The sequence below is a fragment of the Kitasatospora sp. NPDC005748 genome, assembly GCF_040630735.1.
Lineage (GTDB): Bacteria > Actinomycetota > Actinomycetes > Streptomycetales > Streptomycetaceae > Kitasatospora.
Window position 1 is genome coordinate 257,490 of the sequence record NZ_JBEXYD010000003.1, and the last position, 13,645, is coordinate 271,134.

The 13,645-nt window shown below is 74.8% G+C and carries 13 protein-coding genes and 1 riboswitch; of the genes, 7 read left to right on the top strand and 6 right to left on the bottom strand.

Features of this window, described 5'->3' with window-relative positions:
- The first annotated feature begins 3 nt into the window (after positions 1–3).
- On the top strand, positions 4–1,500 hold the full coding sequence (locus ABZ495_RS04265; RefSeq protein ID WP_359834339.1) for an FAD-dependent oxidoreductase: 1,497 nt from the start codon (positions 4–6) through the stop codon (positions 1,498–1,500).
- A gap of 31 nt (positions 1,501–1,531) precedes the next feature.
- On the opposite strand, the gene ABZ495_RS04270 is transcribed toward ABZ495_RS04265, so the two are convergent.
- Positions 1,532–2,431: a hypothetical protein gene (locus ABZ495_RS04270; RefSeq protein ID WP_359834340.1), complete on the bottom strand. Its 900-nt coding sequence runs from the start codon at positions 2,429–2,431 to the stop codon at positions 1,532–1,534.
- Between the two features lie 133 nt (positions 2,432–2,564).
- A complete protein-coding gene (metF, locus tag ABZ495_RS04275) occupies positions 2,565–3,479 on the bottom strand; it encodes a methylenetetrahydrofolate reductase [NAD(P)H] (protein ID WP_329487272.1) in 915 nt (304 codons plus the stop codon).
- Between the two features lie 175 nt (positions 3,480–3,654).
- On the opposite strand from metF, the gene ABZ495_RS04280 reads away from it, so the two are divergent.
- Entirely contained in the window at positions 3,655–4,761 is a 1,107-nt protein-coding gene (locus tag ABZ495_RS04280; protein ID WP_359834342.1) for a polyprenyl synthetase family protein, read from the top strand.
- Between the two features lie 58 nt (positions 4,762–4,819).
- Here the strand turns inward: ABZ495_RS04280 and thiE are convergent, their stop codons facing one another.
- Genes thiE through ABZ495_RS04295 form a run of 3 tightly spaced genes read right to left on the bottom strand, consistent with a single transcriptional unit; the run spans position 4,820 to position 7,093 of the window.
- Positions 4,820–5,470 carry a thiamine phosphate synthase gene (thiE, locus tag ABZ495_RS04285; RefSeq protein WP_359802582.1) on the bottom strand — a complete coding sequence of 217 codons (651 nt, stop codon included), beginning with the start codon at positions 5,468–5,470 and terminating at the stop codon, positions 4,820–4,822.
- Entirely contained in the window at positions 5,470–5,835 is a 366-nt protein-coding gene (locus ABZ495_RS04290; protein WP_329487275.1) for an Rv2175c family DNA-binding protein, read from the bottom strand. The genes thiE and ABZ495_RS04290 overlap by 1 nt, the downstream gene beginning before the upstream one ends.
- Positions 5,836–5,887: 52 nt before the next feature.
- The gene (locus ABZ495_RS04295; RefSeq protein ID WP_359802585.1) at positions 5,888–7,093 is read right to left on the bottom strand and encodes an FAD-dependent oxidoreductase; all 1,206 of its coding nucleotides are present in this window, start codon (positions 7,091–7,093) and stop codon (positions 5,888–5,890) included.
- A gap of 98 nt (positions 7,094–7,191) precedes the next feature.
- A riboswitch (TPP riboswitch) is annotated at positions 7,192–7,304 on the top strand.
- A 3-nt stretch (positions 7,305–7,307) separates the two neighbouring features.
- On the opposite strand from ABZ495_RS04295, the gene thiO reads away from it, so the two are divergent.
- From thiO to ABZ495_RS04320, 5 genes are all read left to right on the top strand, one after another.
- Positions 7,308–8,468: a glycine oxidase ThiO gene (gene thiO, locus ABZ495_RS04300; RefSeq protein WP_352287089.1), complete on the top strand. Its 1,161-nt coding sequence runs from the start codon at positions 7,308–7,310 to the stop codon at positions 8,466–8,468.
- A complete protein-coding gene (gene thiS / locus ABZ495_RS04305; RefSeq protein ID WP_329487278.1) occupies positions 8,465–8,674 on the top strand; it encodes a sulfur carrier protein ThiS in 210 nt (69 codons plus the stop codon). Before thiO ends, thiS begins: the two co-directional genes overlap by 4 nt.
- A 2-nt stretch (positions 8,675–8,676) precedes the next feature.
- Positions 8,677–9,474, top strand: a complete 798-nt coding sequence (locus ABZ495_RS04310; RefSeq protein ID WP_352287088.1) for a thiazole synthase — start codon at positions 8,677–8,679, stop codon at positions 9,472–9,474.
- 89 nt (positions 9,475–9,563) lie between these two features.
- Complete coding sequence (gene pknB / locus ABZ495_RS04315; RefSeq protein ID WP_359834398.1) at positions 9,564–11,333, top strand: Stk1 family PASTA domain-containing Ser/Thr kinase; 1,770 nt, start codon at positions 9,564–9,566, stop codon at positions 11,331–11,333.
- A 141-nt stretch (positions 11,334–11,474) separates the two neighbouring features.
- Entirely contained in the window at positions 11,475–12,845 is a 1,371-nt protein-coding gene (locus ABZ495_RS04320) for an FAD-binding oxidoreductase (protein ID WP_359834343.1), read from the top strand.
- Positions 12,846–12,852: 7 nt separating this feature from the next.
- Here the strand turns inward: ABZ495_RS04320 and ABZ495_RS04325 are convergent, their stop codons facing one another.
- Positions 12,853–13,482 (bottom strand): molybdopterin-dependent oxidoreductase, encoded by a 630-nt coding sequence (locus ABZ495_RS04325; RefSeq protein WP_359834345.1) that lies wholly within the window; start codon positions 13,480–13,482, stop codon positions 12,853–12,855.
- Between the last annotated feature and the right edge of the window lie 163 nt (positions 13,483–13,645).

Sequence of the window (13,645 nt, forward strand, 5' to 3'; positions counted from 1 at the left end):
TCCATGGCACGGATCGTCATCATCGGCGCAGGAATGAGCGGGCTCGCGACGGCCTCCCGGCTGGCGACCCTCGGCCACCGGGTGACGGTCTGCGAGGCGACCGGGACGTACGGCGGCATGGTCGGCCGCTACGAGCGGGACGGCTTCGCCTTCGACACCGGCCCCGGGCTGCTCACCCTCCCGGCCGTCTACCGCGACCTCGCGCTGAAGACCGGCCGGGAGCCGCTGGAGCAGCTGGTCGAGCTGGCGCCGGTGGATCCCGAGAGCCGGCACCTGCTCCCCGACGGCACCGACCTGCTGCTGCCCAACGCCTCCCGCGGCGGGGTGATCCAGGCGCTGGACACGGCGTTCGGCACCGGCTCGGGCGCCCGCTGGGCCGAGGTGATGAACCACGGCCGCACGGTCTGGGAGGCCACCCGCCGCCCGCTGCTGGAGGAGCCGCTGCCGGCCGACACCGCGCCGCTGCGCACCGATCCGTACCCGGCGCCGCGGCCCGGTCGCCTCGCCCGCCTGTTCGGCGCCAGGGCGTGGACCCTCGCCGACGTGGCCGCCCGTGGACTCGGGGGCCACGACGGGCTGACCGCCCTGCTGCACGAGCACGCCCTGCGCTTCGGCCTCGACCCGCGCACCGCGCCGGCCGGGGCCACCGTGCTGCCGTACATGGAGCAGTCCTTCGGCGTCTGGTACGTCCGGGGCGGCATCCGGGCGCTGGCCGACGCGGTGTACCGGCGGTGCGAGCGGCGCGGGGTGGAGTTCCGCTTCGACACCCGGGTCGACGAGGTGCTGGAGAAGGACGGCCGGGCCTGCGGCGTCGACACCGCGGCCGGCCGGATCGACGCCGACGTGGTGGTCTCCGCGATGGACGCCCGGGTGGTCTTCTCGGAGTACCTCGGCACGGCCGGCTCCCAGGACGACTGGCCGTCGTCGATGGAACGGCTGCACGACGCGCCCGGCCGCGTCGTGGTGCTGCTCGCCCTGCGCGGGGAGCGCCCCGCCGGGACGGCGCACCGGACGGTGGTGCACGCCGCCGACCGCGCCGCCGAACTGGACGGGATCTTCCGCGCCGGCGCCCCGCTCGCCCAGCGGCCGACCGTCCAGGTGCTGCGCCCGGACGACGCCTCGCTGCACCCCGCCGGCCACGAGGCCGTGGTGCTCACCGCGACCACGCCGGCGATGGGTTTCGACTGGACCGGACCGGGCGTCGCCGAGCGCTTCGCCGACCGGATGGTCGCGCAGGCGGACGCGGCCGGTCTGGGCCTCGGTGAGCGGGTGCTCTGGCGGGTGGTGCGGACCCCGGCGGACACCGCGCGGGAGACCGGTTCCTTCCTCGGCTCCGTCCCGCTGCCCGCCCTGGCGGGCGCGCGCGGCGCCTACCTCCAGGCGCCGACCGAGGAGGCGCCCGGCTTCTACCTGGTGGGCGGCGCCGCCCACCCCGGCGGCGGGCTGGCCCGGGTCGGCATGTCGGCCTGCATCGCGGCCAACCTCATCGGCCCGGCCTGAGCCGCTCCGGGCCGGCCCGGCGGGCGGGGGCTCAGCCCTGCTGCTGCCAGGTCGGCTGCTGCTGGTAGCCGTACTGGTCGTACTGCGGCTGCTGGGGGATGCCCTGCTGCTGCGGGTAGAGCTGGTGCTGCTGGTCGGCCTGCTGCTGCCACTGCTGCTGCTGGGCCTGCTGCGCCTGGTCGTAGCCGTACTGGTCGGGCTGCTGCTGGTAACCGCCGTACGCGTCCACCTGCGGCTGCTGCTGGTAGCCCGCGTACGGGTCCGGCTGCTGCTGGTAGGTGCCATAGCCCTGGTCGTAGGCGAAGGCCGGCTGCTGCTGGGCCTGCCACTGCTGCTGGCCGTTCGCGTCCCAGCCGGGCTGCTGCTGCGAGGTGTCGTAGCCGGCCTGGTAGGCCTCGGCGTACGGGTCGGGCTGGGCCTGTGGCGCGGGCTGCTGCTGCTCGTAGTAGCCGGGGGTGTAGACGCCGTCGGCGGCGATCTCCTGCATCTCGAAGGCGGCGGTCTGCTCGACGGCCGGGACGTCCTCGGCCACCGGGGCCGGGGCCGGGCTCTCCTCGACCGCGCTGACCGTGCCGATCCGGTCGGCCGCCACCGCGGTGGCCACCACCGCGCCACCGGTCAGCGCGCCCAGCAGGGGCACCCTGGCCAGCGGGCCGGGCAGTCCGCCGTCGGCCCGGCGCAGCGACCAGCCGGCCGCGTAGCCGCGTTTCACGGAGAGGGTGACGAGGGTCTGGCCGACCGCGAAGAGGGCCGCGCCCGCGCCGATCAGCGGGACCGAACCGGCAGCCATCCCGGCCGGCACGCCGAGGAAGCCGGTCAGGGCGAGGGCGCGCCAGTGCACCGGCGCGCGGTTCTGCAGCAGCAGCTCGGCCAGCAGCCAGAGCGCCACGACCGCCAACGCGCCGTACAGCAGCAGGTATCCGATGCCCATCCGCCCGCTACCTCCAGTCGCGTGCCCGCGCGCGCCGCGCGTGTTCGGCGACTGTACCGGTTGAACGGTCCGGGTACCGCATTGCGTTCCCGGCCGGAACGGCGGGCCCGGCCGGCCGGGAACGGCGGCCCGCTCAGCGCTGGTGCAGGCCGAGGTTCTGGTAGATCTCCAGCGTCGCGGTCGAGTGGTTGAGCGTGATGAAGTGCAGCCCGGGGGCGCCCTCCGCCAGCAGCCGCTCGGACATCGCGGTGGCGTGCTCCATACCGATCGCGCGCAGCGCGGCCGGGTCGTCGATCGCGGCGCGCAGCCGCTCCTCCAGGTCGGGCGGGAAGGCCGAGCCGCTCAGCTGGGGGAAGCGCTCCAGCTGCTTGGCGTTGGTGACCGGCATGATCTCCGGGATGATCGGCGCCTCGCAGCCCGCCGCCGCGACCCGGTCGCGCAGCCGCAGGTAGTCGTCGACCTCGAAGAACATCTGGGTGATCGCGTAGTCGGCCCCGGAGCGGATCTTCGCCACGAAGTGCCGGATGTCCTCGTCCCAGTCGGTCGAGCGCGGGTGCATGTTCGGCGAGGCCGCGACGCCCACGCAGAAGTCGCCGATCCCCTTGATCAGCTCCACCAGCTCGTAGGCGTAGGTGACGCCGTCCGGGTGGCTGACCCACTCGCCCGTCGGGTCGCCGGGCGGGTCGCCGCGCACCGCGAGGACGTTGCGCACGCCCTGGTCGGCGTACTGGCCGATGATGTTGCGCAGCTCGGCGACCGAGTGGTCCACCGCGGTCAGGTGGGCCACCGGGGTGAGGGTGGTCTCGGTGGCGATCCGCCCGACCATGTTGACCGTGCGCTCGCGCGAGGAGCCGCCGGCTCCGTACGTCATGCAGACGAAGTTGGGGTCGAGCGGTTCGAGGCGGCGGATGGCGTCCCAGAGGCGCTGCTCACCGACCTCGGTCCGCGGGGGCATGAACTCGAAGGAGAAGGACCGCTTGCCGGCCGCCAGAAGCTCGCGGACCGTCGAAGCGCGGTCTGTTCTGGTGGAAGCGATGCCGAGTGCCATGGGGGCAGGTTAACCGTCGGCCGAAGGACACGGACAACCCGGTTCCAGGTATTGAGACAACTGGTGGACGACCGTCCGCTTTCCGTCCGAACGGGTGCACGGCCCTGCCCGACGGCCGTTCGCGGCCGTCCGGCTAGGCTTGCCGGACCCCCAGCGAACCCTCCGGAGCCTCATCGTGACCTCGTCCAGCAACCGGCCGGCCAACCCGATCGACGTGGAGGACGTGCGCGAGCGCGTCAACGCCGCGCTCGCCGGGTTCATGGACGGCCAGTCGGCCCTGCTCGGGAAGATCTCCCCGCAGCTGGCGCCCGCCGTCGAGGCCCTGCGCGACTTCCTGCTGGACGGCGGCAAGCGGCTGCGCCCGGCGTTCTGCTACTGGGGCTGGCGCGGCGCCGGCGGCCCGGCCGCCGGCGAGGCCATCGCGCACGCCGCGGCCGCCCTGGAGCTGCTGCAGGCCAGCGCGCTGGTCCACGACGACCTGATGGACCGCAGCGACACCCGGCGCGGCCTGCCCTCCGTGCACCGCCGCTTCGAGGCGCTGCACCGCGCGAGCGGCTGGCGGGGCGACCGCGAGCAGTTCGGCGCCTCGGCGGCCGTGCTCCTCGGCGACCTGCTGCTGATCTGGTGCGACGAGCTGTTCCTGCGCTCGGGCCTGGACCCGGCCGCGGTGCTGGCCGCCAAGCCGGTGTTCGACCTGATGCGCACCGAGGTCATGGTCGGCCAGTACCTGGACGTCCTGGAGCCGGTCGCCGGGGACTCCACCGACGAGGGCGCGCTGGACCGGGCACAGACCGTGCTGCACTACAAGTCGGCCAAGTACACGATCGAGCGGCCGCTGCAGGTCGGCGCACTGCTGGCGGGCGCCGGGCCGGAGCTGGTCGAGGCGTACGGCGCGTTCGGCCTGCCGCTGGGCGAGGCCTTCCAGCTCCGTGACGACCTGCTCGGCGTCTTCGGGGACCCGGCGGTCACCGGCAAGCCGGCCGGTGACGACCTGCGCGAGGGCAAGCGGACGCTGCTGGTCGCGCACGCCATGCGGGGGCTGCCCGCCGCCGACGCCCGCCACCTGGACGACCGGCTCGGCGCGCCGGACCTGGCGCCCGAGGAGGTGTCCCGGCTGCGCGAGCTGGTCGGGCGCAGCGGCGCGCCCGAGCTGGTGGAGCGGCGGATCGAGGAGCTGATGCGGCAGTCGCTGGCCGCGCTGGAGGCGGCCCCGCTGGCCGACCGGCGGGCCCGCGAGGTGCTACTGGCACTGGCCGAGGCCGCCACCGTCCGCAAGTACTGAGCCGGGTGTCCGAAAAACGGGCACCCGGACGCACCGGGAACGGCGGCAGCCGTCCGGGTCAGACCGCGCGCAGCCGCCGGGCGAACGCGGCGGCCGCCGCCCGCGGGTCGTCCGCGGCGGTGATCGCGCGGACCACCACGACCCGGCTCGCCCCGGCCGCCAGCACCTCGTCCAGGTTGCCGAGGTCGATGCCGCCGATCGCGAACCACGGCCGGTCGGTGCTCTGCTTCGCCGCGTACGAGACCAGGCCGAGGCCGGGCGCGTGGCGGCCCGGCTTGGTCGGGGTGGGCCAGACCGGGCCGGTGCAGAAGTAGTCGACGCCGGGCTCGACGACCGCCGCGTCCACCTCGGACTCGGCGTGGCAGGACCGGCCGATCAGTACGTCCTCGCCGAGGATCGCCCGGGCGGCGGGCACCGGCAGGTCGTCCTGCCCGAGGTGCAGCACGTCGGGCCGGGCCGCGTGCGCGACGTCGGCGCGGTCGTTGACGGCGAGCAGCTTGCCGTGGCGGCGGCAGGCGTCGGCGAGGACCTCCAGGGCCGCCAGTTCCTGCTTGGCCTCCAGGCCCTTGTCGCGGAGCTGGACGATGTCCACCCCGCCGCCCAGCGCCGCGTCCAGGAACGCGGCGAGGTCGCCCTGCTCGCGGCGCGCGTCGGTGCAGAGGTAGAGCCGGGCGTCGGCGAGGCGCCGGCGCGGTGTGTCCGCCGCCATCAGATCAGCATCGCCTGGGCGCGGCGCTTCACCTCGGTGCCGCGGTTCTCCTGCAGCGCCTGGATCGGGCTGCCGGGCAGCGACGGGTCCTCGGTGAAGAGCCACTCCAGGATCTCCGCGTCGTTGTACCCGCAGTCGCGCAGCACCGTCAGGGTGCCGGACAGGTGCTTGACCAGGCCCGGGCCGTCGATGAAGGCGGCCGGCACCTGGAGCGACCTGTTCGGGCCTCGGCGGACGGCGATCAGCCCGCCGTTCTTGACCAGGTCGCGCACCTCGGTGACCCGGACCCCCCACTGCTCCGAGATGTCGGGCAGGTACATCCAGTCGGTGACCAGGGATTCAATCTTGCTTTCGATCTCACTCACGTCACCAGACTGCCACCTCCAGGGCCCGCCGCGCACCAACCGGCCCCGCGGACTACCCCGCGACGGCCGACTTCAGGGCCACCGCCGGGTCCGCCGCGCGCACCGGATCGAGCACCGCGGCGCGCTCGACCAGCCGGCGGCCCTGGGTGAGATCGCGCGGGCGGTCCACCGTCAGCAGGGCCCGCAGCACGCCGTCCCGCAGCCAGAGCACCGCCCAGGACGGGTCCTGCGGGGAGCCGCGCCAGAGCAGTTCGTCACCCTCGCCGTGCCGCCCGGCGTACTGCACCGTCCGGCCGAACTGCTCCGACCAGAAGTAGGGCACCGGGTCGTACGCCACCTCCGCGCCGAGCACGGCGGCGGCCGCCGCCGCACCGGACTGCAGCGCGTGGTCCCAGTGCTGGACGGTCAGCCGGGCGCCGGCGCGGGCCGACGGGTAGCTCACGCAGTCGCCGGCCGCGTGGACGCCCGGCAGCGTGGTGCGCAGCCGCTCGTCGACCAGGATCGCGCCGGCGGCGTCCAGCGCGACCCCGGAGCCGGCCAGCCAGCCGGTCGCCGGGCGGGCGCCGATGCCGACCACCACCTCGTCGGCGGGCAGGTGCGAGCCGTCCGCCAGCAGCACCGCGCCGGGCTCGACCGCCGCGACGCCCACCCCGCAGCGCAGCTCCACCCCGGCCTCGGCGTACCAGGCCGCCATCGCCCCGCCGATCACGGCCGGCAGCGCGCCGGGCACAGGCGCCGGGCCGGCCTCGACGACGGTGACCTCGCAGCCGGCCGCCCGGGCGGCGGTGGCCACCTCGGCGCCGATCCAGCCCGCGCCCACCAGGACCAGGCGCAGGCCGGGCCGGAGCAGGGCGCGCAGCGCCAGCGCGTCGTCCAGGGTGTGCAGCAGGTGGGCGCGCTCGGCGCCGGGCAGGGCGCGCGGGGCGGCGCCGGTGGCGATCACCAGGGCGTCGTACGGCAGGTCGCCGCCGTCGGTGCGCAGCACGCCGGGGGTGAGGCCGGTGGCGCGGCGGCCGGTGAGCAGTTCGACGCCGAGCTGCGCGAGGTCGAGGTCGAGCGGGGTGGCGTCGGCCTTGCCGAGCAGCACCTCCTTGGAGAGCGGCGGCCGGTCGTACGGGGTGTGCGGCTCCTCGCCGACCACCACGATCCGCCCCCGCCAGCCGCCCTGCCGCAGGCCCGCGGCGCAGTGCGCCCCGGCCAGCCCGGCCCCCACCACGACCACCTGATCCGTCCCGCTCAGCTCTGCCACGCCCGTCACTGTACTGGCGGGCGCACGGGGCGCCAGAGGGCCTCGGGCGCCCCGCGTCCGCCCCTCGTACTCGCCTTCGGTGGCGGCGACCCCCGGAGTTATGGTGGGGGCACCATCACGGGAGCCCGGCGGACCGGGCTGAGAGGCGGGCTTGCACGGCCTGCGACCGTCCGAACCTGATCCGGGTCATACCGGCGAAGGGAGAGCAGCGACTTTGACACGCATGGCAGCAGGTACCCATGCCCACGTGCTGGTCGTCGGCGGCGGCATCATCGGCCTCGCCGTCGCCTGGCGGGCGGCCCGGCGCGGACTGACGGACATCGCGGTGGTCGACCCCGACCCGGGCGGCGGGGCCGCCCGGGTGGCCGCGGGCATGCTGGCCCCCGTCACCGAACTCCAGTACGGCGAGGAGCCGTTGCTGCGCCTCGGGATGGCCTCCAACGAGCGGTACGCGGCCTTCGCCGACGAGCTCACCGAGGCTTCGGGCGGCCGGGACACCGGCTACCGCCGGTGCGGCACCGTCGCCGTCGCCCTCGACTCCGACGACCGCGAGGAGCTGCGCGAGCTGCACGCCTTCCACGGGCGGCTCGGCCTCGACTCGCAGTGGCTGACCGGCCGGGAGGCCCGCAAGCTGGAGCCGATGCTCGCCCCCGGCGTCCGCGGCGGCCTGCACGTCACCGACGACCACCAGGTGGACGGCCGCCGGCTGGCCGCGGCGCTGGTCCTCGCCTGCGAGCGGGCCGACGTGCGGCTGCACCGCACCGAGGCCACCGAGCTGCTGGTCGAGGGCGACCGGGCCGTCGGCGTCCGGCTCGGCACCGGGGAGACCCTGACCGCCGACCGGGTGGTGCTCGCCGCCGGCTCCCGCAGCCATCTGCTGCCCGGCCTGCCCGCCGGTGTGCTGCCGGCGATCCGCCCGGTGAAGGGCCAGATCCTGCGGCTGCGGATCCCCCCGGCCTACCGGCCGTTCCTCTCCCGCAACGTCCGCGCGGTGGTGCGCGGCCAACACCTCTACCTGGTGCCGCGCGAGGACGGCGAGCTGGTGATCGGCGCCACCAGCGAGGAGCAGGGCTACGACACCACCGTCACCGCCGGCGGGGTGTACGAGCTGCTGCGCGACGCCCACGAGCTGGTCCCCGGCATCACCGAGCTGCCGCTGGTGGAGACCTCCGCCGGGCTGCGGCCGGGCTCGCCGGACAACGCGCCGCTGCTCGGGCCGACCGCCCTGCCCGGTCTGGTCGCCGCCACCGGCCACTACCGCAACGGCGTGCTGCTCACCCCGGTGACGGCCGACCTACTCGCCGAGTACCTGGTCACCGGCACGACGCCCGCGCTCGCCGAGCCGTTCTCCCCCACCCGCTTCACCACGAAGGTCCCCGCATGAGCGAGATCGAACTCACCGTCAACGGCGAGCCCCGCCGGGTGCCCGCCGCCACCACCCTGGCCGAGGTGGTGACCACCCTCAGCCGGGCCAACTCCGGCGTCGCCGCCGCCCTCAACGAGGCCGTGGTGCCGCGCGGCTCGTGGCCGCTGACGCGGCTGGCCGCGGGCGACCGGGTCGAGATCCTCACCGCCGTCCAGGGAGGCTGACCATGGCCGACGACGTGTTCACCATCGCCGGGACGGCCTTCGGCTCACGCCTGATCATGGGCACCGGCGGCGCCCCCAGCCTGGACGTCCTGGAACAGGCACTGCGGGTCTCCGGCACCGAGCTGACCACCGTGGCGATGCGCCGGGTCGACGCCACCACCCAGGGCTCCGTCCTGGACGTGCTGACCCGCAACGGCATCCGCGTGCTGCCCAACACCGCCGGCTGCTTCACCGCCGGTGAGGCCGTGCTGACGGCCCGGCTGGCCCGTGAGGCGCTCGGTACCGACTGGGTGAAGCTGGAGGTGATCGCCGACGAGCGGACCCTGCTGCCCGACCCGATCGAGCTGCTGGACGCGGCCGAGACACTGGTCGACGACGGTTTCACCGTACTGCCCTACACCAACGACGACCCGGTGCTGGCCCGGAAGCTGGAGGACGTCGGGTGTGCGGCGATCATGCCGCTGGGCTCGCCGATCGGCTCCGGCCTGGGCATCCGCAACCCGCACAACTTCCAGCTGATCGTGGAGAGCGCGACCGTCCCGGTGATCCTGGACGCGGGCGCCGGCACCGCCTCGGACGTGGCCCTGGCGATGGAGCTGGGCTGCGCCGCGGTGATGCTCGCCTCGGCGGTGACCCGGGCCCAGGAGCCAGTGCTGATGGCCGACGCGATGCGGCACGCCGTGGAGGCCGGCCGGCTCGCCCACCGGGCGGGCCGGATCCCGCGCCGCTTCCACGCCGAGGCCTCCTCGGCGATGGCCGGCCGGGCCGCGCTGGACACCCGCGAGCGCCCGGCGTTCTAGGCGGTGTCACAAGCCGGGCACAGAGCGCCCCGGGAGCGGTGTCTCCCGGGGCCGGTGCCGGGCGCCCCCACTACACTCGCCGGGTGGACATGGCACTGGACGACCCGCTGATCGGTACCCTGCTCGACGGCCGGTACCGGGTCGAGCAGCGCATCGCGGCCGGCGGGATGTCCACCGTCTACCGGGGCACCGACACCCGGCTCGACCGGGTCGTGGCGGTCAAGGTGATGCACCCCTCGCTCGCCGGCGACGAGGACTTCACCGGCCGGTTCATCCGCGAGGCCAAGGCGGTCGCCCGGCTCGCGCACCCCAACGTCGTCAACGTCTTCGACCAGGGCGCGGACGGCGCCCATGTGTTCCTCGCGATGGAGTACGTGCCCGGCCGGACCTTGCGCGACCTGCTCCGCGACCGGGGCGCGCTCTCCATCCGGGCCGCCCTGGACGTCCTGGAGCCGGTGCTCGCCGCGCTCGGCGCCGCCCACCGGGCCGGTCTCGTCCACCGCGACGTCAAGCCCGAGAACGTGCTGATCACCGACGGCGGCCTGGTGAAGGTCGCCGACTTCGGCCTGGTCCGGCTGCTGAACGCCGCCGACGGCGCGGCGAGCTCCGGCACCGCGACCACCGGCACCGTCCTCGGCACCGTCTCCTACCTGGCCCCCGAACAGATCCGACCCGGCGCCGGGACCGACCAGCGGGTGGACGTCTACGCGGCCGGCATCCTGCTCTACGAGCTGCTCACCGGCCACCGTCCGCACACCGGCGAGAACCCCGTCCAGGTCATGTACCGCCACCTGCACGAGGACGTCCCGGCGCCCTCGCTGACCGTGCCGGGGGTCGTTCCCGAGCTGGACGCGATAGTCGCCGCGGCCTGCGCGCGCGACCCGCGGGACCGCCCGTACGACGCGGTCGAGCTGCTGGCCGCCCTGCAACGGGTCCGCCGCGCGCTCACCCCCGCCCAGCTCGACGCCGAGCCCCCGGCCTCCACCCGGCCCAGCCCGCGGTACCCGACCAACGAGCCGACCTCGGTGATCCGGCCGGCCCTGGTCGCGCCCCCGGTCGAGCGCACCAGCGTGCTGGACGTGCCGCCGGAGGTGATGGAGCAGCTGCTCACCGAACCGCGCCCGTACGACGAGCCCGCGCCGGTGCGCACCCGGCGCCGCCCCGGCCCGTGGCGCCGGCTCCCGCGCAAGCCGCTGATCTGGACCTCCGTCCTGGCCGCGCTGGTGCTGCTGGTCGGCGGCACCACGTACGCGCTCTCCGGCGCGCTGTACACGACGGTGCCGGGCGTGATCGGCAAGGACCGCGGCGAGGCGCAGCGGATCCTGGACGGCGCCGGGATGCACGGGCGGTTCACCGAGGTGTACAGCGAGAGCGTCCCGGCCGGTCAGGTGATCTCCACCGACCCCGGCGTCGGGGCGCGGGCGCGCAAGAGCGACGCGGTCGGGGTCACCGTCTCCCGGGGGCCGAAGCGGATCGCCGTGCCCGAGCTGGTCGGCCGGCCCGCCGAGCAGGCCGCCGCCGCCCTGAGCGGCGTGCAGCTGGCGCGCGGCGGCGTCACCGAGACGTACAACGACACCGTGCCGGAGGGCTCGGTGATCAGCAGCTCGCCGGTGGCCGGCCAGCAGGTGCCGGAGAACACCCCGGTCTCGCTGGTGGTCAGCAAGGGCATGGTGGCCGTCCCGGACGTCACCGGGATGTCCAAGGACGACGCCGCCAAGGCACTGCAGGCCGCCGGGTTCGCCATGCAGAGCAGCGGGGTCAACCTGTTCGGCACCGGCAAGGTCTCCAGCCAGTCCCCGGCCCCGGGCGAGCGCCGCCCGCAGCGCACCGTGGTCACGGTCAACTTCCCGTTCATCTAAGGATTTTGCCCAGACTTGGGGTCACGCGACGTAGCGTGGAACCAGGCCTGCCCGGCCCCGCCTGCCACGGCCAGGAGGGCTGCGGCGCCGGGATCTCCGGACGGGGCTGCGCGGCGGCCGGTACCCGAGGATGTGGTCGTCATGGGCGGACCCGCCGTCGACGGCTTGAGGGAGCGTGTACGGGGCGCGGTGATCACGCCCGACGACGAGGGCTACGAGCAGGCCCGCCGGGTCTACAACGGCACGGTGGACCGCCGGCCGGCGGCGGTCGTCCGGGTGGCCAACGCCGGGGACGTGATGGCTGCCGTCGACTTCGCCCGGGAGAGCGGCCTGGAACTCGCGGTGCGCGGCGGCGCCCACAGCGCGCCCGGCTACGGGACCTGCGACGGCGGCCTGGTGATCGACTTCTCCGACCGGCACGGCGTCCGGATCGACCCGGTGGGCCGGACGGCGCGCTGCGAGGGCGGCGTCACCTGGGGCGACCTCAACGACGCCGGGTACGCCTTCGGGCTCGGGGTGACCGGCGGGATCATCTCCACCACCGGCATCGCCGGGCTGACCCTCAACGGCGGCTTCGGCCACCTCGCCCGGGGGCTGGGGCTGAGCTGCGACAACCTGGTCTCGGCCGATGTGGTCACCGCGGACGGGCGGTTCCGGACGGTGAGCGAGGAGCAGGAGCCGGACCTCCTCTGGGCGCTCCGCGGCGGTGGCGGCAACTTCGGCGTGGTGACGTCCTTCGAGTACCGGCTGAGCCCGGTCAAGGACGTGGTCGCCGGGCCGTTCGTCTACGAGCTGGAGCACGCGGCCGAGGTGCTGCGGTTCTACCGCGAGTACGTCCGGGAGGCCCCCGAGGAGCTGGGCATCTTCCCCGGCTTCCACGTCGCGCCGCCGCTGCCGTTCCTCCCCGAGGACCGGGTCGGCGACTCCTTCATCCTGCTGGTGCCGTGCTGGTCCGGGCCGCCGGACCGGGCCGAGGCGGTACTGGCCCCGCTGCGGGACGCCGCGCCGGTGGTCGCCGAGGGCGTGGACACGGTGCCGTACCCGGCCTTCGCCGCCGCCTTCGACCCGCTGCTGCCGCCCGGCCTGCGGCAGTACTGGAAGGGCGCCTTCGCGACCGAGCTGACGGACGCGGCGATCGCCGCGCACACCGAGCACGGCCCGCGGGTGCCCACGGTCCACTCGGCGGTGCACATCTACCCGATCAACGGCGCCTGCCACCGGGTGCCCGCCGACGCGACGGCCTTCGCGCACCGGGAGGCGACCTTCGCCACCGTGATCCTCGCGGCCTGGACCGACCCGGCCGACGACGCGGCCGACACCGCCTGGGTGCGCGGCTACTACGACGCGCTCGCCCCGCACTCCGACGAGGGCGGCTACATCGGCTTCATGGACCACGACGACCAGCACCGGATCGAGGCCAACTACCGGGGCAACTACGCCCGTCTGACCGAACTGAAGCGGCGGTACGACCCGGGCAACCTGTTCCGGCTGAACCAGAACATCCGGCCCTGAGGGGCCACTACCGCAGCGGCCCGTCGCCCGGCTCCTCCTGGTAGGAGTAGCGCTGCTCGCGCCAGGGGTCGGCCAGGTTGTGGTACCCGCGCTCCTCCCAGAAGCCGCGCCGGTCCGCCCGCATGTACTCCACCGCCCGCACCCACTTGGGCCCCTTCCAGGCGTAGAGGTGCGGGACGACCAGCCGGACGGGGAAGCCGTGCTCGGCGGTGAGCGGCTCGCCGTTGCGGTGGGTGGCGAAGAGCGTCCCGGGGTCGGCGAAGTCGGCCAGCCGGAGGTTGGCGCTGTAGCCGTACTCCGCCCAGACCATCACATGGGTGACACCGGGCGCCGGAGGCACCCGGGCCAGCACTTCGGAGGCCGACACGCCGGTCCACTCGCTGCCGAGCACGGAGAACTTGGTCACGCAGTGGAAGTCGGCGCGGACGGTCGCCCGGGGCAGGTCGTTGAAGCCGGCGAAGTCCCAGCGGTGCTTCGCCGCCGAGGCGGTGGCGCCGAACACCTGGAAGTCCCAGGTCAGCGGCTTGAAGCGGGGTACGGGGCCGTAGTGCAGGGCGGGCCAGCCGCGTTGCGTCCGCTGGCCCGGCGGGAGTCTCGGGTCAGACGGCGGAGGTGGTTCTTGCTCGGACTGACCCATGGCTCCATGGTGACAGACGGCGGACAACGCCTGGCGCGCGCCCCTTTCGGGTGCCGTGCGCCCCGCCCGTACGGCCCATTGGGCCACCAAATCGGATATTCCGACACATGTCCTAGTGAGTGTGAACTTACTGGAATTCGGCCCCGGCGCGGTGCCAGGATGC